This is a genomic window from Nocardia sp. JCM 34519.1 (genome assembly GCF_020361265.1).
In the GTDB taxonomy this organism is placed as follows: Bacteria; Actinomycetota; Actinomycetes; order Mycobacteriales; family Mycobacteriaceae; genus Nocardia; species Nocardia arthritidis_A.
The window spans coordinates 107,869-134,339 of record NZ_JAIRBR010000017.1 but is presented as its reverse complement, the minus strand read 5'-3'; the positions used below and the strand labels follow the sequence as shown (position 1 = coordinate 134,339).

The 26,471-nt window shown below is 64.0% G+C and carries 17 protein-coding genes; all 17 read left to right on the top strand.

Features of this window, described 5'->3' with window-relative positions; genetic code table 11:
• Nucleotides 1–251 precede the first annotated feature (251 nt).
• The 17 genes from LGY53_RS32235 to LGY53_RS32155 all read left to right on the top strand — a co-directional run bounded on the left by LGY53_RS32235 (nt 252) and on the right by LGY53_RS32155 (nt 26,450).
• Nucleotides 252–1,475, top strand: a complete 1,224-nt coding sequence (locus LGY53_RS32235) for a hypothetical protein (RefSeq protein ID WP_225730467.1) — start codon at nt 252–254, stop codon at nt 1,473–1,475.
• Between the two features lie 59 nt (nt 1,476–1,534).
• Nucleotides 1,535–3,031 carry an SCO6880 family protein gene (locus LGY53_RS32230; protein WP_225730466.1) on the top strand — a complete coding sequence of 499 codons (1,497 nt, stop codon included), beginning with the start codon at nt 1,535–1,537 and terminating at the stop codon, nt 3,029–3,031.
• Between the two features lie 3 nt (nt 3,032–3,034).
• Nucleotides 3,035–4,759, top strand: coding sequence for a hypothetical protein (locus tag LGY53_RS32225; RefSeq protein WP_225730465.1), 1,725 nt, complete (start codon nt 3,035–3,037; stop codon nt 4,757–4,759).
• Nucleotides 4,756–5,844: a C40 family peptidase gene (locus LGY53_RS44265; RefSeq protein ID WP_225730464.1), complete on the top strand. Its 1,089-nt coding sequence runs from the start codon at nt 4,756–4,758 to the stop codon at nt 5,842–5,844. Before LGY53_RS32225 ends, LGY53_RS44265 begins: the two co-directional genes overlap by 4 nt.
• Before the next feature lie 101 nt (nt 5,845–5,945).
• Nucleotides 5,946–6,725, top strand: a complete 780-nt coding sequence (locus LGY53_RS32215) for a hypothetical protein (RefSeq protein ID WP_225730463.1) — start codon at nt 5,946–5,948, stop codon at nt 6,723–6,725.
• Nucleotides 6,726–6,796: 71 nt separating this feature from the next.
• Nucleotides 6,797–7,366: a hypothetical protein gene (locus LGY53_RS32210; protein ID WP_225730462.1), complete on the top strand. Its 570-nt coding sequence runs from the start codon at nt 6,797–6,799 to the stop codon at nt 7,364–7,366.
• 7 nt (nt 7,367–7,373) lie between these two features.
• Nucleotides 7,374–8,123, top strand: a complete 750-nt coding sequence (locus LGY53_RS32205; protein WP_225730461.1) for a hypothetical protein — start codon at nt 7,374–7,376, stop codon at nt 8,121–8,123.
• 21 nt (nt 8,124–8,144) lie between these two features.
• Nucleotides 8,145–9,947, top strand: coding sequence for a type IV secretory system conjugative DNA transfer family protein (locus LGY53_RS32200; RefSeq protein ID WP_225730460.1), 1,803 nt, complete (start codon nt 8,145–8,147; stop codon nt 9,945–9,947).
• The gene (locus LGY53_RS32195) at nt 9,947–10,354 is read left to right on the top strand and encodes a DUF4913 domain-containing protein (protein ID WP_225730459.1); all 408 of its coding nucleotides are present in this window, start codon (nt 9,947–9,949) and stop codon (nt 10,352–10,354) included. Before LGY53_RS32200 ends, LGY53_RS32195 begins: the two co-directional genes overlap by 1 nt.
• 160 nt (nt 10,355–10,514) lie before the next feature.
• The gene (locus LGY53_RS32190) at nt 10,515–11,132 is read left to right on the top strand and encodes a hypothetical protein (protein ID WP_225730458.1); all 618 of its coding nucleotides are present in this window, start codon (nt 10,515–10,517) and stop codon (nt 11,130–11,132) included.
• 740 nt (nt 11,133–11,872) lie between these two features.
• Nucleotides 11,873–17,428: a helicase-related protein gene (locus LGY53_RS32185; RefSeq protein WP_225730457.1), complete on the top strand. Its 5,556-nt coding sequence runs from the start codon at nt 11,873–11,875 to the stop codon at nt 17,426–17,428.
• A gap of 352 nt (nt 17,429–17,780) precedes the next feature.
• A complete protein-coding gene (locus LGY53_RS32180) occupies nt 17,781–18,068 on the top strand; it encodes a hypothetical protein (protein WP_225730456.1) in 288 nt (95 codons plus the stop codon).
• Nucleotides 18,065–19,072 carry a tyrosine recombinase XerC gene (gene xerC / locus LGY53_RS32175; protein WP_225730455.1) on the top strand — a complete coding sequence of 336 codons (1,008 nt, stop codon included), beginning with the start codon at nt 18,065–18,067 and terminating at the stop codon, nt 19,070–19,072. The genes LGY53_RS32180 and xerC overlap by 4 nt, the downstream gene beginning before the upstream one ends.
• 112 nt (nt 19,073–19,184) lie before the next feature.
• Nucleotides 19,185–20,732, top strand: a complete 1,548-nt coding sequence (locus LGY53_RS32170; protein ID WP_225730454.1) for a class I SAM-dependent DNA methyltransferase — start codon at nt 19,185–19,187, stop codon at nt 20,730–20,732.
• A complete protein-coding gene (locus tag LGY53_RS32165; RefSeq protein ID WP_225730453.1) occupies nt 20,729–22,267 on the top strand; it encodes a class I SAM-dependent DNA methyltransferase in 1,539 nt (512 codons plus the stop codon). Before LGY53_RS32170 ends, LGY53_RS32165 begins: the two co-directional genes overlap by 4 nt.
• Entirely contained in the window at nt 22,264–23,481 is a 1,218-nt protein-coding gene (locus tag LGY53_RS32160) for a restriction endonuclease subunit S (RefSeq protein WP_225730452.1), read from the top strand. Before LGY53_RS32165 ends, LGY53_RS32160 begins: the two co-directional genes overlap by 4 nt.
• A gap of 29 nt (nt 23,482–23,510) precedes the next feature.
• Nucleotides 23,511–26,450, top strand: coding sequence for a type I restriction endonuclease subunit R (locus LGY53_RS32155; RefSeq protein ID WP_225730451.1), 2,940 nt, complete (start codon nt 23,511–23,513; stop codon nt 26,448–26,450).
• Nucleotides 26,451–26,471: the final 21 nt, after the last annotated feature.

Genomic DNA, 26,471 nt, shown 5'->3' with positions numbered 1-26,471 from the left:
ACCGAGATCGGCCTCGACTATGGGCACGGCGCCGCGTGGCCACCATCATCTTGGCGGTAGTAGCAATGGTGGGGGTCGGGTGCGGGATCGCCCTGGCCGATCCGGGGAAGTACGGGTTCGACCAGACCTGCGACCAGGTCCATGACTCGCTGAGTGAAATCCCTATTGTCGGAGGGTTTGTCGGCGACGAGTGGTCGGCGGCGTGCAAGGCCGGTAATGCCGCGAGCCATCCCGGCCAGGCAGCGATTGCTGTGAAAGACAAGGCGTGGGACACCACCTTCGGGTCCGTGGTCGATTCGCTGTTGTCGGGGTTGGGGCAGGCACTGACGATGGCGCTGGTGTGGTGGACGAAGATACCCAACGCCAAACTGCTCGACGAGCAAGATCTGTGGCAGCGAATCAGCGGATACACCAACGACATTCAGGTGTATTTGCTGGCTGCCTCGGTCATGGTGGGCGCGGTCCGGATCGCCATCGCCCGCCACCACGCCCACGCCGAAGAGGCCGGCGAGATGGTGCGGGTGCTGGCGCGGTCGGTGTTCGCCGTGTGGACCGCGGGTGCGATCGTGTTCGCCGCCGCCCGGGCCGGGGACATGTTCTCGGCGTGGGTGATCGATGACGCCACGCATGGCGATGCGAAGGGAACGGCGGAATTCCTGGTCCAGACCTCGGCCTATACGGCGTTCTCGCCCGGGTTGGTGCTGATCCTGGCGTGTGTCGGGATTCTCGGCGCGTTGGCGATGGCGGTGATGGCGATCCTGCGCCAAGCCATGCTGGTGGTGGCGATGAGTCTGCTGCCGCTGGCCGCCGCCGGGTCGGGGCTCGGGTCCGGCAAGCAGGCACATGAGCGGTTGTGGTCGTGGGTGGCGGCGTTTCTGCTGTGGAAGCCGGTCGCGGCGCTGGTGTATCTGGTCGCGTTCTCCACGATCGACACCGACCGCGGTATGGACGCCTCCGCACCGGTGGACGCCGATGCCGCGCAGCGCCGCCTGGTTGGACTTGTCCTGCTGTGCTGCGCGGTATTCGTGCTCCCGGCATTGATGCGGCTGGTGTCGCCGATTGTGGCTGCCGCCGGATCGGGTGGTTCGGGCGCAGCGGCGGCCGGAGCGGTGCTGGCCGCGGGTGCGGCGGTCGCGTCCGGCGGCAAAACCCTGATCGCTCGGGGCGCCGCGGCCAGGGCTGGAACCGTCACCGCCGCAGGCGGATCCACCACTGGGCACGTCACGACCCGCCCGGCCAGCAATAGCAGTCCGCGTGGGGTGATGCCACGCCCCACTTCGGTCAACGGCGGCAGCTCAAGTGGCCCGGCCGCGACAACGGCCGGTGCTGCACCGAGCAGCACACGTCCCAGCAGCCGGGGCTCCACCACGCGACCAACGCCTGCTGCACCGCATTCCGGTCCAGGCCCCACGAAACCCGCTGCGGCAGGACCGAACCCATCGCCACGCCGACCAGGCGGTGACATCCCAATCTGATCGCCACGAAATACACAGGCACTCAATCGTTTCCACAACGAAGTGAGGAGGGGTTGTCAATGACCACACCGACATCAACCGAACCGGAACGCACCTATAGCGCGGGCACGATTCCACGGTCGGAGGGCCTGATGGGATTGTCGTGGCCGGGCATGATCACCGCCGGGATCGTGGTGGTGACGGCCATGCTCACTCACCTCATCGCCGGATTCCCTACCTCCGCAATAGTTTTCGCGGTCGGAGCGTTAGTGGCCGGTCCGTTGGTGGTGCGTGTCAACGGCCGCTCCGGCTACGAACGCCTCATTGTGCTCACCCGCTGGATCCGGGCACGGCATCGCCGCGAAACCCTGTACCGCGGTGGCGCGTTCTCCGCGATCCCGGGCGGCGCATGCCAGCTGCCGGGCCTGCTGGCCTCGACTCGACTGTATGAGGGCCATGATGTGGCCGGGTGGCCGTTCGGGCTGGTCCACGCCCCGCGCCTGCACGAGTACACCGTCGTCCTGGCCTGCTGGCCCCAGGGTGCGGAAGCCGTAGATCAGCCGGTAGTGGACCGGTGGGTCGCCGCGTGGGGCGGCTTCCTCGCCGATATCGGCGGCCAGCCCGACATCGCGGCGATCGTTCCGGTGCTCGACACCGTGCCCGAAACCGGCAACCGGCTCCTGAGTGAGGTCGAAGCTCTCACCCTCCCGGATGCTCCGCGTGTGGCGCGGGATGTCATGTGGGCGTTGGGGACTGGGCTTCCCACCCAGCACGTGCGTCTGGAGGCGCGCCTGGCGATCACCTTGCGCGCGACCACCCCGCAACGACGCAAGGACCCTGCCGAGCAGGCCCTGGAGATCGCGCGGCGACTACCGGGGATCGTGGCGGCACTGGAGGAAGCCGGGGTGCGGGCACGGCCGATGACCGCCGCGGAGATCACCGGGTTCGTGCGCCGCAGCTTCGACCCCGCCTCCCAACCCGATCTGGAAGCTGCCGCGGCGGATCCGGTCGGGCACGGCGTGGAGTGGGCCGATGCGGGTCCGATCGAGCACGACGAACGCCGGGATCATTACCGGCACATGGGCGCGGTGTCGGTCACCTGGGAAATGGACGCCGCTCCACAGGGTGTGATCACTGAACGCGTCCTGGCGCGGCTGTTGGAACCGAACCCGGAGTTGCCGCGCAAACGTGTCGCGGTGGTATATCGCCCGCACTCGGCCGCGGAAGCGACGAAAATCGTGGACAACGACTACCGCGACGCGCTGGTCGCCTCCCAGAACCAGCGCGGCGGAATCACTTCGGCGGCGTCGGTGATCCGGGTTGCCGCCACCGAACAAGCCCGCACCGAACAAGCCCGCGGTCACGGTGTCGCCCGCTACGGGCTGCTGATCACCGTCACCAACCCCGCCGAGGCGGACCTGCCGCGCATCGAAGCGCTCACCAAGGATCTGGCGGTGCAGTGCCGGCTGCGGATCCGCCGCTCCTACCGCTACCAGGCCGCCGCATTCGCTGCTTCGCTCGGCGTCGGGGTCCTGTTGCCCGAGCACGCGAACGTCCCGAAGTTCCTGGAGGGCTGAGCGATGCCCAAACATGTTCGCCACCAGCAGGATTCGCTTCCCGAGCCCGCCGCAGGCCGATCGCGGCGCCGCAAGCAGGATGCAACGAAGCCCGTCACGGGAGCAGCGGCGGTACCGATCCGCAACGACGGGTTCGACCGCCCGACACCACGAGCGACCGGCATCGGATACACCGGAGCCGATGGCGGTCGCTGCGCGGCGGTCGGACGCCCGGTGGAGGTGCGCGGGACCACCGCCCAGATCGTCGGATTATGGCCGTGGGCCGTCGGTGCCGGGGCACCGGTCATCGGCACGCCGCTCGGCCCGCACCTGCGTACCGGGGCACCGGTGTGTTTCGATCCGCTCAACTGGTTCGCCCGTGCCCGGCTGCTGTCGGCTCCGTCGCTGTTCGTGTTGGGGCTCAACGGATTCGGCAAATCATCGCTGGTGCGGCGGATCGTGATCGGCGGCATCGCCCAAGGCATCACGCCCTTGGTGCTGGCCGATGTGAAACCGGACTACCGAGGACTGGTCGAATCCGTCGGCGGCCAGGTCGTCGACCTCGGCCACGGATACGGGCAGCTCAACCCCCTCGACGGCGGAGCGCTCGCTGCCGCGGTCACCGCGTTGGACAACGCGGGCCGTACCGAGTACGCCACCGTGATGCGGCACGAATGGCATGCTCGCCAAGCCGCATTGGTGTCCGCGCTGATCGAACTCGTGCGCGGCGCGAAGGTCGCCGACTACGAAGAAACCGTCCTGGCCACCGCCATCCGCACGCTCCACACACCGAAAAACGAAGGCGGCAAAGGGTTCACCGCCCAGACACCCCCGGTCATCGAGGACCTGGTGGAGGTGATCGTCACTGGCAGCGACGAACTCCTGCTCGATGTCGCCGCCGACAACCCGGCCGCTTATCAGTCGGCGATCCTGCCGTTGCGTCGCTCGCTGCGTGCACTCACCCAGGGGCCGTTCGGGCGAATCTTCAACGGGCACACCACCACCCGTATCGACCTGGACGCGTCCGCGATCTGTGTCGATGTTTCCCACATCCGCTCCGGCGACAAGAAACTCAAAGCCGCCGTCATGATCGCCTGCTGGGCAGCCGGATTCGCCGCGATCGAGGCCCACAACGCCCTCGCCGATGCCGGGCTGGTCCGCCAACGCTACTTCCAGGCCGTCATGGACGAACTCTGGCAAGTCCTGGGCATGGGCGAATTCATGGTCGACCGCGTCGACGAACTCACCCGCCTGCAACGCGGACTGGCCACCGCGCTGATCATGATCTCCCACACCATCAAAGATCTCGACGGTCTCGGCCCCCACGCCGTGAAAGCCCTCGGGTTCCTCGAACGTGCCCGCGCCAAGGTCTTCGGCGCACTACCCGCCGACGAAATCGCCCGCCTGGACTCGCGGGTACCGTTCACCGCCACCGAGCAGCAAATGGTCACCGCCTGGTCCTCACCGGCCGCGCTCACCGGTGACCTCACCACTCCCGGCGGGCAGCACCCCACACCGCCGGGTACCGGCAAGTTCTTGCTCAAGATCGGCGAGGATCGGCGGCCGGGCATCCCGTTTCAGCTAGCGCTCACCGATATCGAGCGAGAGTGTTTCGGCGACACCAACTCTCGGTTCACCACATTCGACACCACGGCGAAAACCGGGCAACAAGAGAATGATTCGACACAAGTAGTCGACGTATCCGGTACACCCGCCGACTCTTGCGCGCGGATCGAGGATCCATCGTGAGCCGGTCACCGATTCCCAGGGCAGCCCTCGGCGTTGTGGCGATGACGCTGGCGATTCCGTTGCTGCTGATTCTTGTCGTGCTGCCATTGAGTGAGCAGGGTTGCGGCGCACAAGCTTCCGGCCCGCTTCCCGCCGTCGACGGGTACGCGCCGGGACAGGTGGCGATCGCGCGGTTGGCCATCACCATCGGACGTCAGCGGGGCGTCGACGAGCACGGCATCACTGCGGCGCTGATGGCCGCAGCCGCCGAAAGCGGATTCCGTAACTACGCCAACATCAACGTCCCCGAATCGCTGCGCTACGACCACGACGGGGTCGGTTCCGATTACGACTCTGTCGGCCCGTGGCAGATGCGTGCCTCGGTCTGGGGAGCTATGGGCATGGCGCGGCTGATGGACCCCGCTCAGCAAGCTACCTGGTTCTATGACCAACTCGACAAGATCCCCGGTTGGCACACCATGGCACCCGAGGCCATTGCCCAGGCCATCGAAAAGTCCAACGTCCCATCCGCTTACGGCCCCACCCACAACTCCGTCGCTGCACTGCTCGCCGCGCTCGCCCCCGGCATCGGCATCAGGGTTGGCGACTGCCGTGCCGACATTCCCGCCGGGCTCGGTGCCCGCATCGTCGAGGAAGCCGCCCGCTGGCTGGGCCGTCCCTACGTGTGGGGCGGCGGTGACCAAACCGGGCCCACCAACGGTGGTTTCGACTGCTCGGGCCTGGTTCTCTACGCCGTCTACACCGCCTCTGGTGGTCGTATCACGCTGCCGCATTACACCCAAGCCCAACAAGACGACCCCCGCGCTATCCCGATCCCGTTCGAGGCACGCCAACCCGGCGACCTCATCTACTTCACCGCGCCCGGCGCGACCGACTCCCACCACGTCGCCATCTACGCCGGACAACGCGACGGTACCGACATCATCCTGCACGCCCCCACCTTCGACGTCCCCGTCAGCTACGGGCGACTCGACCAATGGACTGCCACCGGAGAGCGCCTGGATGTGCGTCGCATACCCCTCACCGACACCTCACCCATCCCGTCCCAGGCCATCGACGCGGGAGGAGGCACACCCCCGAGATAACCGGCAAGCATCCGTCAGCGACCAGAACCGCGAACCTGAAACCTGAAGGAAGGAGTGAAACAGGCTACCGGCCAAGCGATTTCGAAGGAGGTCTCCCCGTAATGACCAATACCGGCAATGACGACCGTGATCCGTTGTGGCAGCAAGCCCAAGCCGCCGTTACCGCGCACGCCGAGAGATTGCGTGGCTTCACCGAACACGGTCACCTCTATGGGTGGGCCGTGGTGAACGGGCTCGGCGGGCCGGAGCTGTGGCCGCGGGTCAAACACGAACTGCGCGAACAACTCGGCATAGATTTCGACCAGCTCCGCGCCGCGACCCACGCAGCACGTCGCGCCGCCATCGCCCACGCCGACAAGGGACCGCATCTGCGGTTGTGGGCAGCCGGTGACAACGCCCGGCAGAGCTTCGCGGTATGCGGGCCACGCGGGGTGCTCTGGTACAACAACCTGACCCTCGATGACTGGTGGTACCGGGGCGACCAAGCCACCGCCGAGTTGTCGGCGGCCCACCGAGCGATCTGGATCGCCGGACGCGCCCGCACGCTGGCCCGAGTCGGCGCCGCGCGCCTGACTCTGCACCTCACCGCCCCCGGAATTCACACCGATCTCCTCGCCGGGACCACGGAACGAGCACGACTCGCCCTTGTCGTGGAACCCGTTGCCGCGGACAGTAACCCGGCAATCGAATGGTGCCGTAAGCCGGGGCGGCGGGCGTGCACTGACCTTCCGGAATTCATCGACACAGCCGAAGAACCCAGCGACGCAACGACATCGACGCGACAGTGCGAGACGGCCAAGCCCGCCAAGAATGCGAGTCGATCGGCCGCAGGAGTGAGCCGCCCGAGGTCGGCTGCTGACGCGAAGGACGGTGCGCGGTGAACGATCACGACGAACTCGACCGAAGTCGTTCCGAGATGGACCAGCCCGAAAGTCAAGCTGCGGAAACGAGGATGTCGGCGGTCGCAATCACCGAAACCTGGGCTCGGGAAGTGCGGGGGCTCCGGATTCAGGACGAGCGTGCCCGAGAGCGGATCGACCGGCGAGCCGAGCGGGCGATCCGGCTGGCCGAGGGCGCTGATCAGCATTTGCATGGCCTGTGGCGGGTGATCGACCAGGCCAAAGCATCCGGGCTCGCCGCGGCATGGGACGCGGAACAGATCTCTCGGGTCGAGCAGGAGGAGGCTGTCGCCACCTGGGCGTGGGCGCAGGCCAACGTGGGCCAGAATCCCGCCCTCGCTGGGGATATGGACATCGTTCTGCTGACCGAGGTCGGCATCGACCCGGAACCCTTGAAGATTCGATTGGCCGAATCCGAAGGGGCCCTTGCTTCCACGATCGACGCCGCCGAGCACACGGTGCTCGACGATGACGCATTGATCGACGAACTGATCCGGGCCGCGCACCCCTCCACCGAATCCGTTCACTCCGGCACGCCGCAATCCGTTCGGCAACCGTTCGAGCCCGGCGAACAGCTGAACCACGAGCTGACCGCACCCGACATCGAGCCGGGCGAGGCATGAAGGGAGGTTGGCGATGAACGATCACGATGAACTCGACCAGATTCGCCGCGAGGTAAGCCAGCTCGGCACTCGAATGCGCGATGCCGGAATGTTGGTCGCCGCGCTGGCCGAAGCTCATGCGCGTGAGACAGAACGAGCCCATGGTCAGGCCGAGCGTGCGCGGGACCGGGCCGAGCAGCGCGCCGAGCGCGCGATGCGGCTGGCCGAACGCGCCCAGCGACGTTTGCACGCGCAGTGGCGCGCCGCAGATCGCGCCGCGACAGCGGATCTGGCGATCGAGCTGGAAGCCGCCCGCACGACGCGCGCCGAGCAGGAACAGCTCGTGGGCCAATGGGCTTGGGCACAGGCTCACGCCGACGAAAACCCCGAAGCAGCACGCGGATTCGATGCCCGGCTCCTCGCCGAGACCGGCATCGACCCGGCCGCGCTGCGTAACCCCTTCGCCGCCACCGATCCGGCGTCGGAGCGTACCCAGCCGTTCACGCCGGTCGATCTCGCCGACGCGAGCGGAACCGCTACCCCGCGAGGACACCATGCCGACACCACACCGCGAGCCGAACGGACCGAGGTTGGGCCGGAGCTCGATGACACCGAGCCGACGGTGCTCGACGTTGAGGCGCTGATCCAGGGCCTCATCCAAGCCGCGCACCCCAACCGCTCGGCCAGTCCCGTTGCCTCGCAATCGGATTCGTCGACGGTTGAGATGGGCGGCGATCCGGTTCAGGAGCTGACCGGTGATGTCGGACTGGGCGCGTAGCGGAGGGAGGCGAAACCTGTGATGAACGACCATGATTCGCGTGAGGGCCTCGATGATTCCGTTCGCGTCGCCCTGGCGGTAGCAGTCGTGGCCGCGGCGATCGGAATCGCGTACGGGGCTTGGCTGTTGGGTGACCGGTTGGCCGGGATCGACCAGCAGATCCCGCCCAACCCGATCGCCGCCGCCGGTCAGCTGGCGCTCGGCGAGCTGCGCTGGCCGGTGCACGCCTCGGTGCTCACCGTGCTCGGCGAGGCAGCGCTCATGGCTGGTATCGGTGAGGCGGCCAAGCTGCGTGGGCGCTGGACCCGAGCCCCACGTGCTCGATTGGACGCGCAGGCACGGTTGATGACACCGCCGCGGTACCTCGGTGAAGTCACCGGTGCCGCTGCCCGAGACCGGGCGCAGCGGCTGCGGCCTGGCACGACGATCACCGCTGGCACTGATGTGGGAATCGAGTTGGGCCGCACCGTGCGCGGCGACGTTCGGGTGTTGATGGGTTGGGAGGACGTCGGGGTCTGCTTCGCCGGACCCCGCACCGGGAAAACCGCGTGCCTGGCGATCCCGGCGCTGTGCGCCGCGCCGGGGCCGGCGATCGCCACGTCGAACAAGCGGGATTTGCGGGACCACTGCCGCGGTGTCCGCGAGCGGGTCGGCCGGATCTGGGAATCGGATCTGCAAGGCATCACCGGTGTCCCGCACCAGGATTGGTGGTGGAATCCCCTCGCCCAGGTATGTGGTCTCGGTGACGCCCGGACGCTGGCCGGGTATTTCGTCTCGGCCGCGACCGAGGACAACGCCCGCGTCGACGCCTACTTCTCCGGTGGGTCTGCCGAGCTGCTCGCCCTGTATCTGTGGGCAGCGGCATCCGGCGGCGGTGACCTCATCCACGTCCTGGCATGGTTGTCCGACGCCGACGACACCACCGCCCACCGGCAACTCGTCACAGCCAGGGACAGCTTCGCGGCCACGAAACTCGCCACCGCACAAGCACTGAACCCACGCCAGCGCGACGGCCTCTACGACATGGCCCGACGTAACCTCAACGTCTTCACCGACCCCACGGCCGCCGCGACGGTCGTCCCACCAACGCGCAGGGTTTTCAGTGGCGACTCCACCGAACTCGCCGACTGGTCCGTCCCCGCCAACCGGCATCTGCCCGAATTCGATCCCCGTGCCTTCGTTTGTTCGACCGACACCCTGTTCGCGCTGTCGATGGAAGGCCCCGCCTCGGCCACCGGGCTCACCACCGCGCTGGTCGGCCGCGTCCTCGACGAAGCGCTGGCGCTGGCACGCACCCGGCCGGGTGGACGGTTGCCGACCCCGATGGTCGCGATCCTCGACGAGGCCGCCAACGTCTGCCGATTGCGGGAGCTGCCGAAGCTGTACTCGCACTTGGGTTCTCAAGGCGTGGTCGTACTGACGTTCCTGCAATCCCCGGCACAGGGCGCGGAGGTGTGGAGTCCCGAATCGCTCAAGCAACTGTCCGAGCAGTCCAACGTCCACTACTACGGCGGCGGCATCCGCGACCGCGCCTACCTCGCCGACTTATCCGCCCTCGCTGACGACTACGACGTCTGCCACTGGTCGCGATCCCGAGGGCGCGGCGGTTCGTCGGTGTCGCAATCGTGGACGCGTGAGCCGATCCTGTCGATCGCGGCGCTGGCCGCGCTACCCAAGGACCGCGCCGTCATCTGGACTTCTGGCAATCCGCCCGTACTCGTCCGTAAAACCCACTGGGACACAACCCTATTCGCCGACGCGATCCGAGAGTCGTTACGCCGCTACGGCCCCGATGACGACCACCCGACGGCGAAGGCGGCGTGATGAGCCAACCCAGCACCGCCCCGGGCGGCAATGCGGCACCGAAACCGTACTTTCGCGGCGTCGGTGAATTCGTCGAACGCTGGCTGCTGCCCACCCAGACCGGCAAGCTTGCAGCTTCCGGCGGCAGCGGCGGCCGGGTCTGGTGCGCTGAATGGTGGCAGCACCCCCAGGTCGCGGTCCGGCTCACCGCCCTGTGGCGCGCGTGGGAAGCCGCCCGCGCCAGCAACGCCGCCGACGCCATGAGCGCCTGGTGGCTCCACCACGCCGACCCCCACCTGCGCGTGCTCTGCGACGGCGACACCGGACCCATGTACCGGTGCGCCACCCGCCACCACGACCTCGAGCCCTACCCCTGCACATCCGTCCCACCCGGCTGGTTCGACGACACCACCGAACCCGACCAATAGACCCGCACCCGTCCGCCAGGAGAGGCAGCCCGGTTGACCTGACTTCCACCCAGCAGAGAGTAGTCGAAAATGAAAACCAATAAGAATAATTTCGGCGAGGGACAACCCACGCTGTTCGACTCCGTGCCACCATCACAGCTAGCAATCGAGGAGGACTCGCATGTCGCAGCAGATACGGGAGATCGTCGAACAGACCTGGCACAACCACATCGGCCTGCCGCCGGAATGGACCCCCACGCAGACGGAGGAGTTCCTGGCTCGGGAGACGGCAGCGATCTGCTCGGAGATCGACCGACGAACAACCAGCGCACAACCGCAGGCGATACAGCGCTGGAAGGCCGAGCACGGACAGGAACCGGACTACCTGACGACGGTGGGGCTGCTCAACAACACCCGGCAGTCGATCACCGAGCAAGTGCTGACCGAAGCGCTTTACGAGAAGATCCCGCCGGAACCGCAGGACGTACTCGAAACTCCCGACGCGCCAACGGATCTGGACGAACAGGTGGACGCAGCGCAGCGGTGGCGGGATCCGATGGCGCGGACACCGGATCCGGATCCGGATCTCGACGAACTCGCCGATCGGCTTCTTCCGCACCGGTCGACGCTGGTGCGGGTGATGGCCGCGCACCTGCTACAGGTGATGCGGGAGGACGGGCAACCGCTGCCGACCGGGCCCGACGACCCGGCAGTAGCACCGTTTACGAACCGGCTCGAGCAGGGGATGCAGGCGGACGGCCAACCACTCGACGGCCCCGGCGCACTCGCCACGCCGTAGACCCAGACCAACTATCGCTGTTCGACGCATCCGGCGCGTGCCCGATCGACCCGGCGACCGCCAATCCGGGCAGCGCGCCCCTGCCCGCCACACCAGCCGAGACCACTGCATCAACCAGCAGCGGCCCCGCAGCCGGGGCCGCAGAGTGGTGGCAGGAAACGGATTTCGTCGAGATCGGGCGTCTGGCCTACCGGGCTGGAGTCAAGTACCCGACGCCCGAGGCAGCCCCGCAGGTTGCCGCCGCGCTCACCGGGCTCCGGTTGGGCGACCCGCGATCGATGCCGATCCTCGACGCCTATATCCGCGGCTGGAAGCAGGCTTTCAACGACACCGCCAGCGCGAGCAACGCTGCCGATGTAAGCCCGACCTCGACGAGTGAAACCTCGGCGACCATCAGCACCGCCCACCCTGCCGATAGCACCGTTCATATGGGACCGGGGCCGGATTCGGTTGCCGAGCGCACATCCCGACCGCGCCCTTCGTCCACAACACCGACTGATCAGCCACCTGCCGAGCTCGCGACGCCCGGCATATCTCCAGTGCTCGCCTCTACCGACGCGGTCGAACCTGCATCGACCGGCACAAACGTCCGGAAGCCCTCCACCGAGGAAACTGTGCCGGACACTGCTCGGAGCGAGACCACACCGGAGGCGGCCAGTACTGCGGTCGCTGTAGCGGCGGAGGCAGATGATGCGGGATTGCCGGACCCGGTCGACTTCTCGCCAGGAACCCGGTTATGGGTGCCCGCGGACCCAACAGAGCGGGCGCAAGCCAATATTCGCGTCATCGGAACCCTCCGACTACTCGACTCGCAGGACCGATACGCGACGCCGGAGGAACAAGAGACGATCGCGGCATGGTCGTCGTGGGGCACACTACCGGGCATCTTCGCCGACGACCCGGAATTGGCCGCCGAACGCGCCCACTTGTCGCAACTGCTGGATCCGGTGGAGTGGGCGCAAGCCCGCGCTACGACATTGAACGCGCACTACACCGATCCGGCTGTCTCACAGGCGATCTGGGATGCCCTGGTCAGGGCCGGGTTCTCCGGCGGCCGGGTACTCGAACCAGGTTGCGGCGCAGGTATTTTCATCGGTCAGGCTGCGGAGACGGCGGTGATGGTGGGCGTCGAGTCCGATCCGATCACCGCGCGGGTGGCAGCAGCGTTGTATCCCTCGGCGCAGATCCGCTGCGAAGGATTCGAAGACACCCACGTAGAGGCCGCAGCGTTCACAGCGGTGGTGGGCAATGTGCCGTTCGGGAAGACCCGGCTGTATGACCCGATCCACAATGCCGCCAACCATTCCATCCACAACCACTTCCTGATCAAATCCCTCGACTTGGTCGGCGCAGGCGGCTACGTCGCGCTGTTGACATCTCATTTCACCAGCGAATCCACCGACACGACGGCACGTGAGCAAATGGCAGCCCGCGCTGACTTGATCGGCGCATTGCGGTTGCCCGCCAAGGCATTTCAACGAGTTGCCGGAACCGGCGTCGTTCAAGATCTGGTCATCTGGCGAGTTCGGGAGCCCGGTCACGAACCAACTGTCGACACCCGCCTGTACCTGCAATCGGGCATGACTACGGTGCGTGATCAGCAGGGGTACCGGCGGGAGGTCGAACTAAACAAGTACTTCCTCGCCCACCCAGACCACATTCTCGGCGAATTGTGCTGGCGTAAGCGGCAATACAACCGCGATGCGCTCGATGTCGAAGGCCGCACAGGTGAGAAGCTGGCCACCCTGATCGCCGGACGGTTGACCCGGATCGTCGACAACGCATTGGATGCCGGGCTCGGGCTGACCGCGACCGCGGAGTCCACCGCCATCGCCAACCCGGACTCCTACGGTCCCGGCCTGGTGAAACCCGTTGAGCAGACCACCGACATCGCGGTCCACACCCTGCGTTGGAACCCCGGCCTGGGCCGCATCGAGGTCTACACCGGCACCGAGTGGACCCAAGCCGCGGTGCGCGGCAAGCGCCGGATCGCTGAATGGCGCGAACTCCTCGGCCTGCGCGACGTGGCCGCAGCGCTCGTAGACGCGCAGCTTCACGGCCACGATCACGCTGAAAGATCGGCGCTGCGTGGCGAATTGAACCGCCGCTACGACCGCTACCTGACCAGCTATGGGTTCATCAACCGCTTCACCTGGATCGACCCACCCGCAGTCACCGAACCCCAGCATCGCCAGCGCCTCGACGTCGCCGTCACCGCCTGGCGGGTCGAGCTGGGTGAGCCTGGCCGGCCGTATCAAGGACCGGTTCCTGACCATGTGCTGGAGCAGCTTTCGGAACAGGCGTGGGAGCCGGAGCGGGAACCGTTCAAGAAGCAGTCCCATCTCGAGGGGATCCTGCGCAACGATCCGACGATCGCGTTGGTGTTCGCGCTGGAGATCTTCGACGAGGACACCGGCCGTGCCACCAAGGGGCCGCTGTTCACCAGCGACGTCATCGCCACCGCCGCGCCGCCGATCACCCACGCCGCCACCGTGCAGGACGCGGTCGCGGTCAGCCTGGACGAGACCGGCATCATCGACGTGCCGCGGATCGCCCGCCTGTTGGCCGCTAGTGTCGAGGATGCCGAACACCTGTTGGTGGACGAGAAATTGGCGTTCCGGTCCATCGGCGACCCTGACACCTGGATTGGCGCCGCCGCGTACCTGTCCGGGAACGTCCACAAGAAGCTGAGCGCCGCCCGCACACGGGCGGAAGCCGATGCTCGCTACCGCGCGAACGTCGAAGCGCTGTCCGCGGTGCTGCCCGAGCGGCGCACCGATGTCGATATCCGGCTCGGCGCGGTATGGGTACCGCCCGCCGACTACGTCCAGTTCATTCGCGACACCTTCACCATCCCGGCCGGGCATCGGGTGCTGGTCGAACGGGTCGCCGGGGAATGGGTCATCGACGTCGGCGACTACGACGACTGGTCCGCCGATATCGAAAAATGGGGGCTGGCGCCGAAGATCTACCCGAACCAGGACGGCGGATTCAACTTCGAAGACCCCCACGCCGATGAACTCGGTGTCGCCTATTCCGGCGTGGCGGGCAAGGACTTCGATCACATCGCGCTGCTGACCGCGTTGTGTAACTCCAGACCGATCCAGATCAACAAATCCAAGCAGTACCTGGAGAAGGCCGGTGGGGACCGGCTGCACTCCCGCGCCACCCGCGCTGCCCAAGCCAAGGCCCGCCGGTTGGCGACCGAGTTCGAAATGTGGGCGCTGCAAAGCGATCCGGCACGCCGGGAACGGTTGATCGACCACTACAACGAGCTGTTCAACACCATCGTCGCCCCCGAATTCGACGGCTCACACCTGCGGCTGCCCGGACTCGGCGTGCACTACGCCCCGTACGACTATCAGCGAAATGCGGTGGCGCGCATCATCTCCGAACCCACCGTCCTGCTCGACCACGTCGTGGGTGCAGGCAAAACCGGCACCATGATCATGGGCGCGATGGAACTACGGCGCCTCGGACTCGCGCGCCAGCCCTGGATCGTGGTGCCGAACCATTTGATCGCCCAGATCACCCGCGAAGCCGCGCAATGGTATCCGGGCGCGAAAATCCTGGCCGGGACCGCGGGCACCGATCGCGAGGCGCGGCAACGGTTGATCGCGCAATCCGCCGCCCAGGACTTCGACGTGGTGATCGTGCCGATGTCGGCGTTCAAGCTCATGCCGGTCTCCGCGCAAACCCGCACCGCCTACTACCAGGCCCAGATCGACGAACTCACCGACGCCCTGGGCGAATTGGCCAGCAAGCAAGCGGTCAAGATTCTGGAGCTGCGGTTGAAGACCGCCACCAACCAGCTCAAGCGGCTGCTCGCGGAAATCAAGTCCGACAAGGGCATTGGCTTTGAGGCATCGGGTTGTGACTATTTGTTCGTCGACGAGGCGCACTGGGCCAAGAACCTGCTGCGGATCTCCAACATCGACGAATTGGCTTGCGCTCCGGGCAGTCAGCAAGCCCAAGACCTGCTGCTGAAGCTGGAATACCTACGCGGCAAACGGCAACGCGAAGCCAAGGCCGCAGGCATCCCCGAAGACGCCTACATCGAACGCGTCGCGACCTTCTCCACCGGCACACCGCTCTCGAACAGCCTGTCGGAGCTATGGGTGATGAACCGCTACCTGCGCCCGGACATCCTTCATGATGCCGGGGTCGAACACCTCGATTCCTGGGGTGCGGCGTTCACCGCCACCCGCGAAACCATCGAACTCAACTCCTCCGGCTCCCGCTTCCAACCACGCACCCGCGTCGCCGAATTCGTCAACGTCGGCGACCTCATCGGCATGACCAGCGCGTTCACCGACTCCATCGGCCGCGACAAAATCCCGGCCACCCTCCCCGAACTCCGCGACGGCCAACGCACCGTGATCTCTTTCGAACCACCCCAAGAGGTTCAGGACTTCATCACCGACCTCGGCTACCGCGCCGACACCATCGATCCACGCCGCCCCGATCTGGACAACTGCCTCAAGATCGCCACCGACGGCCGCAACGTCACCCTCGACCCCCGCGCCGCCCACCTACGCGCTCCCAACCCCACCGAACCCGGGTGCCTGCGTTCGGCAGTGGTCTCCGAGCGAATTCTCGCCATCCATGCGGCGACCAAGGACACCATCTACCTCGACCCCGACACCGACGAACCCTCACCAACACCGGGCGCACTCCAGATCGTGTTCTGCGACCGCGCCACCCCCAAACCCGATCACGCCACCTGGAGCATCTACGACGCCATCAAAGCCGATCTCATCGCTGGTGGCATCCGCGCCGAACAGATCGCGTTCATCCACGACTACCCGAGCCCCGCGGCCAAGACCCAACTATTTACTGACTGCCGCAACGGCAAGATCGCGGTCCTTCTCGGCTCGACAGAGAAGATGGGCACCGGGGCGAACATCCAAAGCCGCTGTGCTGCTTTGCATCACGTAGACGTGCCGTGGCGGCCCGCTGATCTCGAACAGCGCGAAGGCCGAATCCTGCGCCAAGGCAACCAGAATCAGGTGATCGACATCTTTTGCTACGTCGCGGAGAAGACCTTCGACATCTACATGTGGCAAACCGTCGAACGCAAAGCCCACTTCATCGAGCAGTACCGGCACGCCGACCGCACCGCCCGCCGCGTCGCCGACCTCGGCACCGACGACCTCGCCGAAAACGCCGCCATGATCAAAGCCGTCGCCACCGGCGACCACCGCCACGTCCACCGCATCGAACTCGAACAAGCCATCGCTGAACTGCACACCGAGCAAGACGCCTACTTCGCCACCACCCGCAGCCACGAACGCGAACTCACCGCCCTACAAGCGGCCATCCCCGCCCACGAAACCGCAATCACCGCACTCGAAAACATCGTCGGCATACTCGAACACCAAGACCACACCAATCAGAAGCCACCCGTCGTCATCGACGGCGAGCACTACACCAAGCGGCCCGACGCCTCGACTGCTCTACTCGCCGCACTCCGCGACGCCGCCGGTCGACTGCGCAACCGATCTGCCGACCAGCACCTGGGTATCGGGTCGCTACGCGGCGTAGAGATCGAGGTGCGCTACAACACCGCCGACTCATTGCTCTACCTCAAGCCCGTCGGGCTGCCGGTCCTGAAAACCATTGCCCACGAAGAGCTTTACCTCGACGCCACAAAAGCCGCGGCCATGACACCCGCCGAACATGATGCCGCCCAAACGCGGCTGGCCGCCGGAATCATGACCCGCACCGAAAACCTCATCAACGACCTCCCCAGGGCACTGGACAACCGGCGCTGGGACCGCGACCGCGACCACGCACGCCTCCACCAACTCCAAACCGAACCCGCACCAGAATTCACCCGGTTGGACGAACTGAAGACACTCCATACCGAACTCGACAACCTCGAACGCGACCTACGCAACGACGCCACCAGCCCCGAAGCGGTCGCTCGGCGCCGCGCCCTCGATGAGCGATTGGCCGCCAGGAGCCGCCGCTCCGGCTGGTCCCTGCTGTACAACGCCACTCCCGCGCTTTGCCGACAACTCGGCTACGACAACGCTGACCAAGTCCGCGCACTGATGCGCAAACGCGAGCACGACGCGTACTTGTCCAACCTCGACGGGCAGCAGGCGTACACGCACACCAGCGACGCCGGGCAGTCAAGGGGGCAGAAGATCCGCGAGCTGATCGTCACGGCAACACCCTCGGCCTGCAACGGAATCGCGGTGCCTGGCAACTACCGAACCGATGCTCCACCACCTGCGGTACTCCACACCCTGGCGATCGAAGCAAGCGAACCCGTGCCCGAAATCGAGTAGGCGAGACCTGCGTAGCTGGAAGGAGGCCGGTCATGTCGAAGACAGGAAGGATGAACTATCGGCGAGGAGCGAAGGGAACTCCGCCGAGTATCCGACGTGCAATGGAAGACTGCGTGCGTCGTCCCGAGTCGGAGGTCAACTCCAGACACGAACACGAGTACGCCACCCATGAACCTGCCCGGCATCCTCGGCAGCGACGGGGTGACGTATGACGACCGAAACGGGCGTACCCTCCCCGACGACGCAGCCGCTGCCAGTCCCAGACGTTGGCCACGCTGGCGCATCGCCAGTGTCGATATACATCGCATCCACCGCCATCGATGACCGAGGACGGCTCGCTAACCGTCCACTGATGCGGTTCCTTCAGTGGGAGCCTCGCCAACAGGTGCATCTGGACCTCATCGACAACGTGATCGTTGTTTTCGGTGCCGACGCAGCTCAGTGCCGCTCGGTAATCCTCGATGCGCGTTGCTACTTGCGGTTGCCTGCCGAGATCCGTTCGTATGCACGGCTATACGCTGGCGATCGTCTGCTGATCGTCGCCGATCGCACGCACAACTTGCTGGCCGCGTATTCACCGTTCGTCCTCAGTGACCTTCTCCGGTCGGCAGCTCCCCGCATCTGGGCGATGTCATCATGACCGGCACCGAAATCGAAGCAGCGAAACTGCTGTTGGCCCGTCTGGGCGTACGTCCGGAAGATCTGCTGGCGTCGGCGGCTTCCAACGCAACGGTGCCGACATTCGACGAGTACATCCCTCGGCTCGAATCCGCCGTGCCAGCAGGGACATTGCGAGCCTACGGGCCATATTGGCGGCGCATCCGAGAGTCTTGGCACGACCGCCCCATCGACGAGCCGACAGCCACGGAGATTCGACAGCTGATAGAGCACACCAAACGGAGCGCAGTTATCCGTCGGAATGCCTGCGGCGGACGCTCCGCCGCAGAGCATATGGTCGCGGCTTTACGCTGCCTCTACCGGCATGCCCAACACGACGGATACATTGCGCGAGCTGCTCACCCGGCTAGCGAGATCGCCAAGCCACGTCGCTTGGCCAGCTCCCGCCACGCCCTGCCGGACCACCTCCTGGCCGATATCAACCACGTCGCTGCCACTACAGGAAACGACCCAGACCTCGACGCGCTCATCGTCCGCCTGCACATCGAGACCGCCTGCCGCCGCGGCGGTGCGCTGGCGCTTCGGCCTGACGACCTCGACACCGAACAATGCCTTATCCGGCTCCGCGAGAAAGGCGGCACGGTCCGTTGGCAACCTGTGACGCCGACGCTGATGGGGGCCTTGGTAAAGCACTGCGAGCGCGGCGCTGAACCCGGTGAACAGCTCCTTCGATATCGCAACGGCCAACCGATCACCGGCCGCCGATACGATTATCTGTGGAACCGGATCGGTCGGCACCTCCCGTGGGTCGCAACCCAGCAGGTAACCGCACACTGGTTGCGGCACACCACCCTGACCTGGGTTGAGCGTCATTGCGGCTACGCTGTCGCTCGTGCTTTTGCTGGCCACGCGGAACCGTCGGGCAACGCTGGGGCGACGCTCACGTACATCCGAGCGTCCATGTTCGAAGTTGCCTATGCCTTGTCGGCTATGACCGGAGAGGCTCATCCGTTGACCACGACATAGCGGGCCTGATCGATCCTGTGTCTCCGGGATAATCTGACAGACGACCCCGGAGGTCGTAGACCTGCTATCTTCGAATGCTTTCACCGACCGACGTGCAGAATGGAGTCTTGGCGTGGCCCAGCTGGAAGCGTCGGAGCAGTTGGACTTGCTGTCGAGTGGCGCCCAAGAGCTCACGCTGAGTGAGCTGGAAGCGCATTTGCTAGGCGCAGCCCACCTTCTTCGAGGCCTCGTCGATCAAGCGGACTTCAAGAGCTACATCTTCCCGCTGCTCTTCTACAAGCGGCTGTCCGATGTCTATAGTGAGGAATTCGATGACGCGCTCGCCCATTCCGGCGGTGACCGTGACTTCGCGGCAAAGACTGATCAGCACCGTTTCGTCGTTCCGGAGGGTCATCACTGGAAGGATGTTGTAGCGGCACCTGACGAGAAGCTCGGCCGCGTGCTCGTTAATGCGCTCCGTGCGATCGAGAAAGCTAATCCAGATACGCTCGATGGAATCTTCGGTGACACGCCGTGGACTAACCGTGACAGAGTTCCGCCCCACGTGCTACGAGCGCTCCTGAATCATTTCTCCGCACGTTTCCTCGGCGATGCCTATGCAAACGCGGATCTTCTTGGCCAAGCGTACGAGTACCTGATCAAGAAGTTTGCGGATCTGTCCAACAAGAAGGCTGGCGAGTTCTATACCCCACGCGCCGTGGTCGAGTTACTGGTGAACATCCTCGCCCCAGAGCCAGGTGAGGACGTGTATGACCCCGCGTGTGGTACCGGAGGGATGCTGATCGAGGTCACCAATCACTTCGCTCGAAAAGGTGTTGCTCGTCAGCTGTTGTGGGGCAAGCTCTTCGGCCAGGAGAAGAACCTCACGACCTCGGGTATCGCCCGCATGAACCTCATCCTGCATGGCGTGGAGGATTTCCGAATAGAACGCGGAGACACCTTGCGCGACCCCAAGTTCTTCGATCCGTATGGCGGGTTGCGGACTTTCGATTGCGTGATCGCGAACCCGCCGTTCTCACTAGCTGCCTGGGGGGAGAAGGAGTGGGCCAGGGATCCCTATGGCCGTGGGAAGACCGGCGTTCCGCCGCGCGGCACGGCCGACTGGGCTTGGATCCAGCACATGCTTGCCTCGATGCGGTCCGAAACCGGAAGAGCGGTTGTCGTACTTCCACAGGGCGTTCTCTTCCGGGACGGCGTCCAAGCCAGTATCCGCAGGCAGATCATCAAGTCGGATCTGATCGAGGCCATCATTGGACTGGGGGAGCGTCTCTTCTATGGTGCGCCGCTGGCTGCCTGTGTGCTCGTGCTGCGCGCCAAAAAGCCGAAGAGCCGACAGCGAAAGATCCTCTTCATCGATGCTTCCGACCAGCTGCGTAAAGGTCGTAACCAGAATGAGCTTGAGGCTGAGCACATCTCCCGCATCTTTGGCTGGTATCGAGCCTTCGCGGATAATGAGGGGCGCAGCCGCCTGGTGGCTCTTCCGGAGATCGAGGCTAACAATAGCAATCTCAATATCGCTCTATATATTGGAAATAATCCGACTGCTGGATTGCCTGCGTTGCACGAAGCTGTCGCCACCTTGGAAAATGCACTGGCTGATGCTGTGGCGGCTGACAACGAACTGCGTGACAAGTTAAAGGAATGGAGGCTCCTCGAATGAGTGACACCGGCGCCGCGTTGGCCGCGCTGCCAGGTATGGAGGCGATTTCGGGGCAGCTAAGTCAGCGGGAACTGGAGAACTACCTGTGGGGAGCGGCTGTCTGTCTTCGGGGCCTGATTGACGCAGGTGATTACAAGCAGTTCATTTTTCCGCTTCTTTTCTTCAAGCGGATTTGCGACGTGCACGATGAAGAACGTGAGCAAGCTCTAGCTACCTACAACGGCGACGCGGAGCTGGCAGCGAAAGAGGAGAACTATCAGTTTCAGATTCCCGACGGTCACCATTGGTCGGACGTGCGCAAAGTCCGTTCGGGGCTCGGCTCGGCGCTCGCCCGGGCAATGAAGGCCATCGAGAAGGCCAACCCGGACCAGCTCTCGGGAGTCTTCGGGGATGCGCAGTGGACGAACACTGAACGGCTCTCGGACGCCACGCTCCGCGACCTGCTGGAACACTTCTCTACCCAGGCGCTCTCGTTGGCTAGGGTTCCCGAGGACGAACTGGGTCAAGGATACGAGTACCTAATCAAGAAGTTTGCAGACGACTCAGGCCACACAGCCCAGGAATTTTATACGAACCGAACACTGGTTCGGTTGATGACACGGATGTTGGAACCACAGCCTGGGGAGACAGTCTATGATCCCACCTGCGGTACCGGCGGCATGCTAGTCACCGCGGCGGCCGAGTTGAAGCGGCAGGGTAAGGACCACCGGCGACTGACCCTCTACGGGCAGGAGTTCAACGTGATGACTTCCTCGATCGCCCGTATGAATCTCTATCTCCACGGTATCGAGAACTTCCGGATTGAGCGCGGAGACACCCTCGCCGAACCCCTGTTTTTCGTAGGTGACCGGCTGCGACGCTTCGATGTGGTGCTCGCAAATCCTCCATATTCTATCAAGCAGTGGAACCGTTCACTCTTCGCAAATGATCCATATCAGCGCAATATCTGGGGTGTACCCCCTCAGGGGAGAGCGGACTATGCGTTCTTTCAACACATCGCTGCTTCGCTGGATCCTGAAACGGGTCGATGTGCCATCCTTTTCCCGCACGGAGTGCTCTTTCGGGAGGATGAGCTTGCCATGCGTAAGAATCTGATCGAGTCCGATCTCTTGGAGTGTGTACTAGGACTCGGTCCAGGGCTCTTTTATAACTCGCCAATGGAGGCCTGCGTAGTTGTGCTCCGCACTCGGAAGCAGCCCGATCGCAAAGACAAAGTTCTCTTTGTCGATGCGGCAAGTTGGATCGAGCGAATACGTGGGCAGTCCTTCTTAAGTGACGAGCATATCGCAGATATCTCCAAACTGTATGCCGGATTCACTGAAGTGGCAGGGCTCAGTGTAATTCGAGACAAATCCACGTTGCTGGAGGAGGGGGCGATGCTTGCCGCATCTTACCAAGTGGATCGCTTCTCAATTGGTGAGCAAGAAGACTTGGAGGCTCTGAAGAAAAGTCTGGAGGGATGGGATTTGCAGGCCGTAGAACGCCGCATCCATTTGGAGGCAATGATATCGCGCCTCGGTGGCCGTGAAATATGAGCTCAAAAGATGGCTCCTGGAAGACAGTCCGGTTCGGTGACGTTGTACGGAGTGTCAACGACCGAGCAAGTGTGGAATCCTCGTCCACACGGCGTGTGGGACTCGAACATCTTGATCGTTCCTCGCTAATGGTATCGGAATGGGATGAATCTGGGACTGGATCCAGTTTCACTCGTTTTTTCAAGCCAGGGCAAACCCTCTTCGGTAAACGTCGCACCTATCAGCGAAAGTCTGGGTATGTTGAATTTGAAGGCGTATGCTCTGGGGATGTCCTGGTATTTGAAGCTAAGAACAACTATGTAGCGCCCGAGTATCTTCCGTTGATAGTTCGAAGCGAAGAATTCCATCGGCTCACGTTGAAAACGTCAGTAGGGTCTCTGTCTCCACGTACTAATTGGAAGGCGCTAGCGAAGTACGAATTCGCCCTTCCTCCACTGCACGAGCAGCGCCGTATTGCTGACCTCCTGTGGTCATTCGAGCGTGCCGCACAGGCAAAGGCGAATGCGCTAGAGGCTGCACGACAGGCGGAGCTGGCGGCGCTAGCCGAGCTATACGACGTGCCCGAGTGGCCCGTGCGCCGAGTGGCTGAGGCTGGTGATGTGCAGCTGGGTATGAAACGTGAGCCCAGTGTGCACAAAGGTGCGGATTTGCGCCCCTACCTTCGTGTTGCAAATGTCGGAGACGATGAACTTTTCCTGGATGATGTCTTGGAGATGAATTTCGCCCCCGCCGCGTTCACCAAGTACGTCCTGAGGCCGAACGATGTGCTGCTAAACGAAGGGCAAAGCCTGGAGTATGTGGGTCGAGCAGCGATGTACCGCGGGGAGATTGAGGGCTGCTGTTTCCAAATGACATTGCTGCGCTTCCGTGCAGGCGATGAAGTGCTTCCGGAATTCGCTCTCGGTTGGTTCCGCCGTTGTCAGCGTTTGGGTGCATTCGCCCGGGTGGCCAAGCGCACCACCTCCATGGCACACCTTCCAGCAGGCCTCCTCTCGGCTCAACCGATCCCCGTTCCTCCACTGTCTGTCCAGCAACGGGTCGTGGAGCAGCTCGAAGCCGCCCGCGAATTGCGTACTACTGTCGCCGCGGATCTTGCGCAGACGCGTAGTCTGATGCAACGCACCTTGAACGTGCTGCTACAGGGCTCCCAACCTGTTGGTGGACCCACCGATGGGCTTCGATCGTTGGGTGTAGCGGGACGAAACATGGAATGACAACGGCTGAAGGTGAGCGAGGGGCGGGGATGTTCAGGGAGCAGGATACGGTCCAGGCGTTCGTCACCGACCGGCTCTCCGCTCTTCCGCAGCTCAGCTGGGTCCGGCTGGACGCTGAACCGGACCGAGCAGAACAGGACGTGCTCGTCGAGTCCGAGCTGCGCAGGGCTCTGATCCGACTCAACCCAGCCATCTCTGCAGATCCCGAGCTAGCCGACGAGGTTCTCTACCAGCTCACCGCCCTCATTCGGTCAGCGCGTGGCGAAGGAGTTGTCAAGGCCAACGAGGACTTCCGTTCTTGGCTGCTCGGTGAGAAGTCGATGCCCTTCGGGCCAGAACATGAGCATGTCGCCGTGCAGTTGGTCGACTTCGACGACATGACTCGGAATAGCTACCACCTCGAGACGGAAGTCGTCTTCTGCCGTGGTGCGACCCGCCGCCGCTTCGACCACGTGCTGTGGGTGAACGGGATTCCCGTGGTCGTAGGTGAATCAAAATCCGCAACGCGCGCAGGTACGACCTGGGCCGATGGAGCCCTCCAGCTCGACGGCTACCAGGCGGAGGTGCCGGAGTTCTTTGTTCCCAATGCCCTGTGTTTCGCCACCGACGGACGCGATCTGCGTTATGGCAGCCTTCGGCTGCCTCTTCACCTGTGGAGTCCATGGTGGTCTCCAGGAATGCGGGAGCAGCATCCTGACCCCGGCCCCGGGTACCTTCGCCAAGCCGTGGATGGTCTGCTGAACCCGTCGACCGTTATGGACGTCATCCGGAACTTTACGGTCTATAGCACGGACGACCAGCACCGAAAAATCAAGAACATCTGCCGCTATCAACAATACGAGGCCGGCCGGAGGATGGCCGACCGGGCCGCCGCAGCGGCCCACGACCCGAACGCACCGCGGCAAGGACTGGTCTGGCACTTCCAAGGCTCCGGTAAGTCTCTTTTGATGGTGTTCACGGCTCAGGCGCTGCGCACCGACCCGCGCACCGGCGCTCCCACTGTGTTGATCGTGGTCGATCGGCTAGATCTCGATACGCAGATCACTTCCACGTTCGAGGCTTCGGATATTCCGAACGTGGTCACAGCGGATTCCGGGGACGATCTCGGGGTGATGCTCGCAACTGGCCAGCGAAAGATCATCGTCACCACCATTCATAAGTTCAAGGATCAGAACGGAATTCTGTCGACCCGCCGTGACATCGTCTGCCTCGTCGACGAGGCCCACCGTACTCAGGACAAAGACCTGGGTCAGCGGATGCGTGAGGCCCTGCCCGGTGCGGTCTTCTTCGGTCTGACCGGCACGCCCATCAACCGAACCGACGTCAACACCTTCCGGACATTCGGCTATGAGAAGGACCCGGGTCGCTACCTCTCGCGGTACACCCAGGCTGACTCACTGCGCGACGGGACAACGCTTCCACTGCACTTCGAGCCACGCGATGCGCGCTTTCGGATCGAAGGCGAGATCATAGACGCCGAGTTCGAGAAGCTCGCCGAGCGACTTACCCCGCGCGAGAAGGCCGCAATGGCCAATCGGGCCGCCAGAATGGGGGCATTGATCAAAGCGCCTGAGCGAATTCGTATGGTCTGCGAAGACATCGCACGTCACTTCCAAGAGAAGGTAGCGCCGGAAGGTTTCAAGGCACAGGTTGTGGTTTTCGACCAAGAGGCTTGTGTTCTTTACAAGGAGCATCTAGACACGTTGCTGGGCCCGGCAGCCAGCGAGGTCGTGATGTCCACTCAGGGGCAGCCGAAGGAGGTAAAGGAGCGCTTCGAGCGAGATATGGCTGAGGAGGCGGCGCTGCTGGACCGGTTCCGTGACCCAGACGATCCACTACAGATCCTTATCGTGACGGCAAAACTCCTCACTGGTTTTGATGCCCCGATAGCGCAGACGATGTACTTGGACAAAGTTATGCGTGACCACACACTGCTCCAGGCGGTTTGCCGGGTTAATCGTCCGTATCGTCGTCCGGGCAGCGAGCAAGTGAAGTCTCATGGCCTGATTGTTGATTATCTCGGTGTCTTCGCCCGCCTAGGTCGGGCGATGCAGTTCGACGAGAAGGCAGTCGAACATGCAGTTACTAATATCGAAGGATTACGTGACCAGTTCCCGGCTGCCCTGCGTGTGTGTCTGGATTTCTTCCCTGGGGTGGATCGCACCGAAGACGGCTATGAAGCTTTGTTTACAGCTCAGGAAAAACTGCCCGATGACGAGACACGAGAGGCGTTCGCTGAGGCGTTCGCCAGGTTGTCTCGGCTGTGGGAGGCGTTGGCCCCTGACCCACAGCTACGCAAGTACGCAGACGATTACCGCTGGCTGGCCAAGGTGCATCACTCTGTGCGGCCCAGCAACGCCACGAGCCCTCTGCTGTGGCGAGTACTCGGTCCCAAGACGCGCGAGTTGGTCAACGCACACATCCATGCGGACCTGCCACCTGAACGTCTTGAAACCCTTGTCCTCGATGCCAATATGGTCGAGTTCCTGCAGCGCGTACCCGACCAGGGAATTCGGAAACTTGAGCCCCAGCTCGAGGACCGGCTCGGTCGGCACCGTGGTGAACCACGTTTCGACTCACTGGCCCAGAAGCTAGAGCGACTGCGTCTTCAGTACGAGGCGGGACAGTTGGTGAGTCGAGTGTATCTATATCAGCTGCTGGATCTCGCAAAACAGACCGTGCAGGCAGAGACCGAGGAGAAGAAGAAGGACCCGCGAGAACAGGGCAAGTACGCTCTCACCCGGCTGTTCGAGTCCTCCCGTTCAGAGGGGACGCCAGTGGCGGTAGCGAAGCTTGTCCAGGAGATCGACAGCATCGTAGACGCAGTGAGGTTCCCAGGGTGGCAGCACACTACGGGCGGTGAGCGCGAAGTGAAGAGGGCGTTGCGCCGCACGTTGGTCCGATACCAGCTGCAACGGGACGAAGAGCTCTTTAAGAAGGCATACGACTACATCCGGCAGTACTACTGAGGTGGCCCAGACCACTATCCG

Excerpts from the sequence above, each read along its gene's own strand:
- LGY53_RS32230 (WP_225730466.1), top strand. The coding sequence starts at position 1,535 with ATGACCACACCGACATCAACCGAACCGGAACGCACCTATAGCGCGGGC.
- LGY53_RS32225 (WP_225730465.1), top strand. The coding sequence starts at position 3,035 with ATGCCCAAACATGTTCGCCACCAGCAGGATTCGCTTCCCGAGCCCGCC.
- LGY53_RS32215 (WP_225730463.1), top strand. The coding sequence starts at position 5,946 with ATGACCAATACCGGCAATGACGACCGTGATCCGTTGTGGCAGCAAGCC.
- LGY53_RS32210 (WP_225730462.1), top strand. The coding sequence starts at position 6,797 with ATGTCGGCGGTCGCAATCACCGAAACCTGGGCTCGGGAAGTGCGGGGG.
- LGY53_RS32200 (WP_225730460.1), top strand. The coding sequence starts at position 8,145 with ATGAACGACCATGATTCGCGTGAGGGCCTCGATGATTCCGTTCGCGTC.
- LGY53_RS32195 (WP_225730459.1), top strand. The coding sequence starts at position 9,947 with ATGAGCCAACCCAGCACCGCCCCGGGCGGCAATGCGGCACCGAAACCG.
- LGY53_RS32190 (WP_225730458.1), top strand. The coding sequence starts at position 10,515 with ATGTCGCAGCAGATACGGGAGATCGTCGAACAGACCTGGCACAACCAC.
- LGY53_RS32180 (WP_225730456.1), top strand. The coding sequence starts at position 17,781 with ATGCGGTTCCTTCAGTGGGAGCCTCGCCAACAGGTGCATCTGGACCTC.
- xerC (WP_225730455.1), top strand. The coding sequence starts at position 18,065 with ATGACCGGCACCGAAATCGAAGCAGCGAAACTGCTGTTGGCCCGTCTG.
- LGY53_RS32165 (WP_225730453.1), top strand. The coding sequence starts at position 20,729 with ATGAGTGACACCGGCGCCGCGTTGGCCGCGCTGCCAGGTATGGAGGCG.
- LGY53_RS32160 (WP_225730452.1), top strand. The coding sequence starts at position 22,264 with ATGAGCTCAAAAGATGGCTCCTGGAAGACAGTCCGGTTCGGTGACGTT.
- LGY53_RS32155 (WP_225730451.1), top strand. The coding sequence starts at position 23,511 with ATGTTCAGGGAGCAGGATACGGTCCAGGCGTTCGTCACCGACCGGCTC.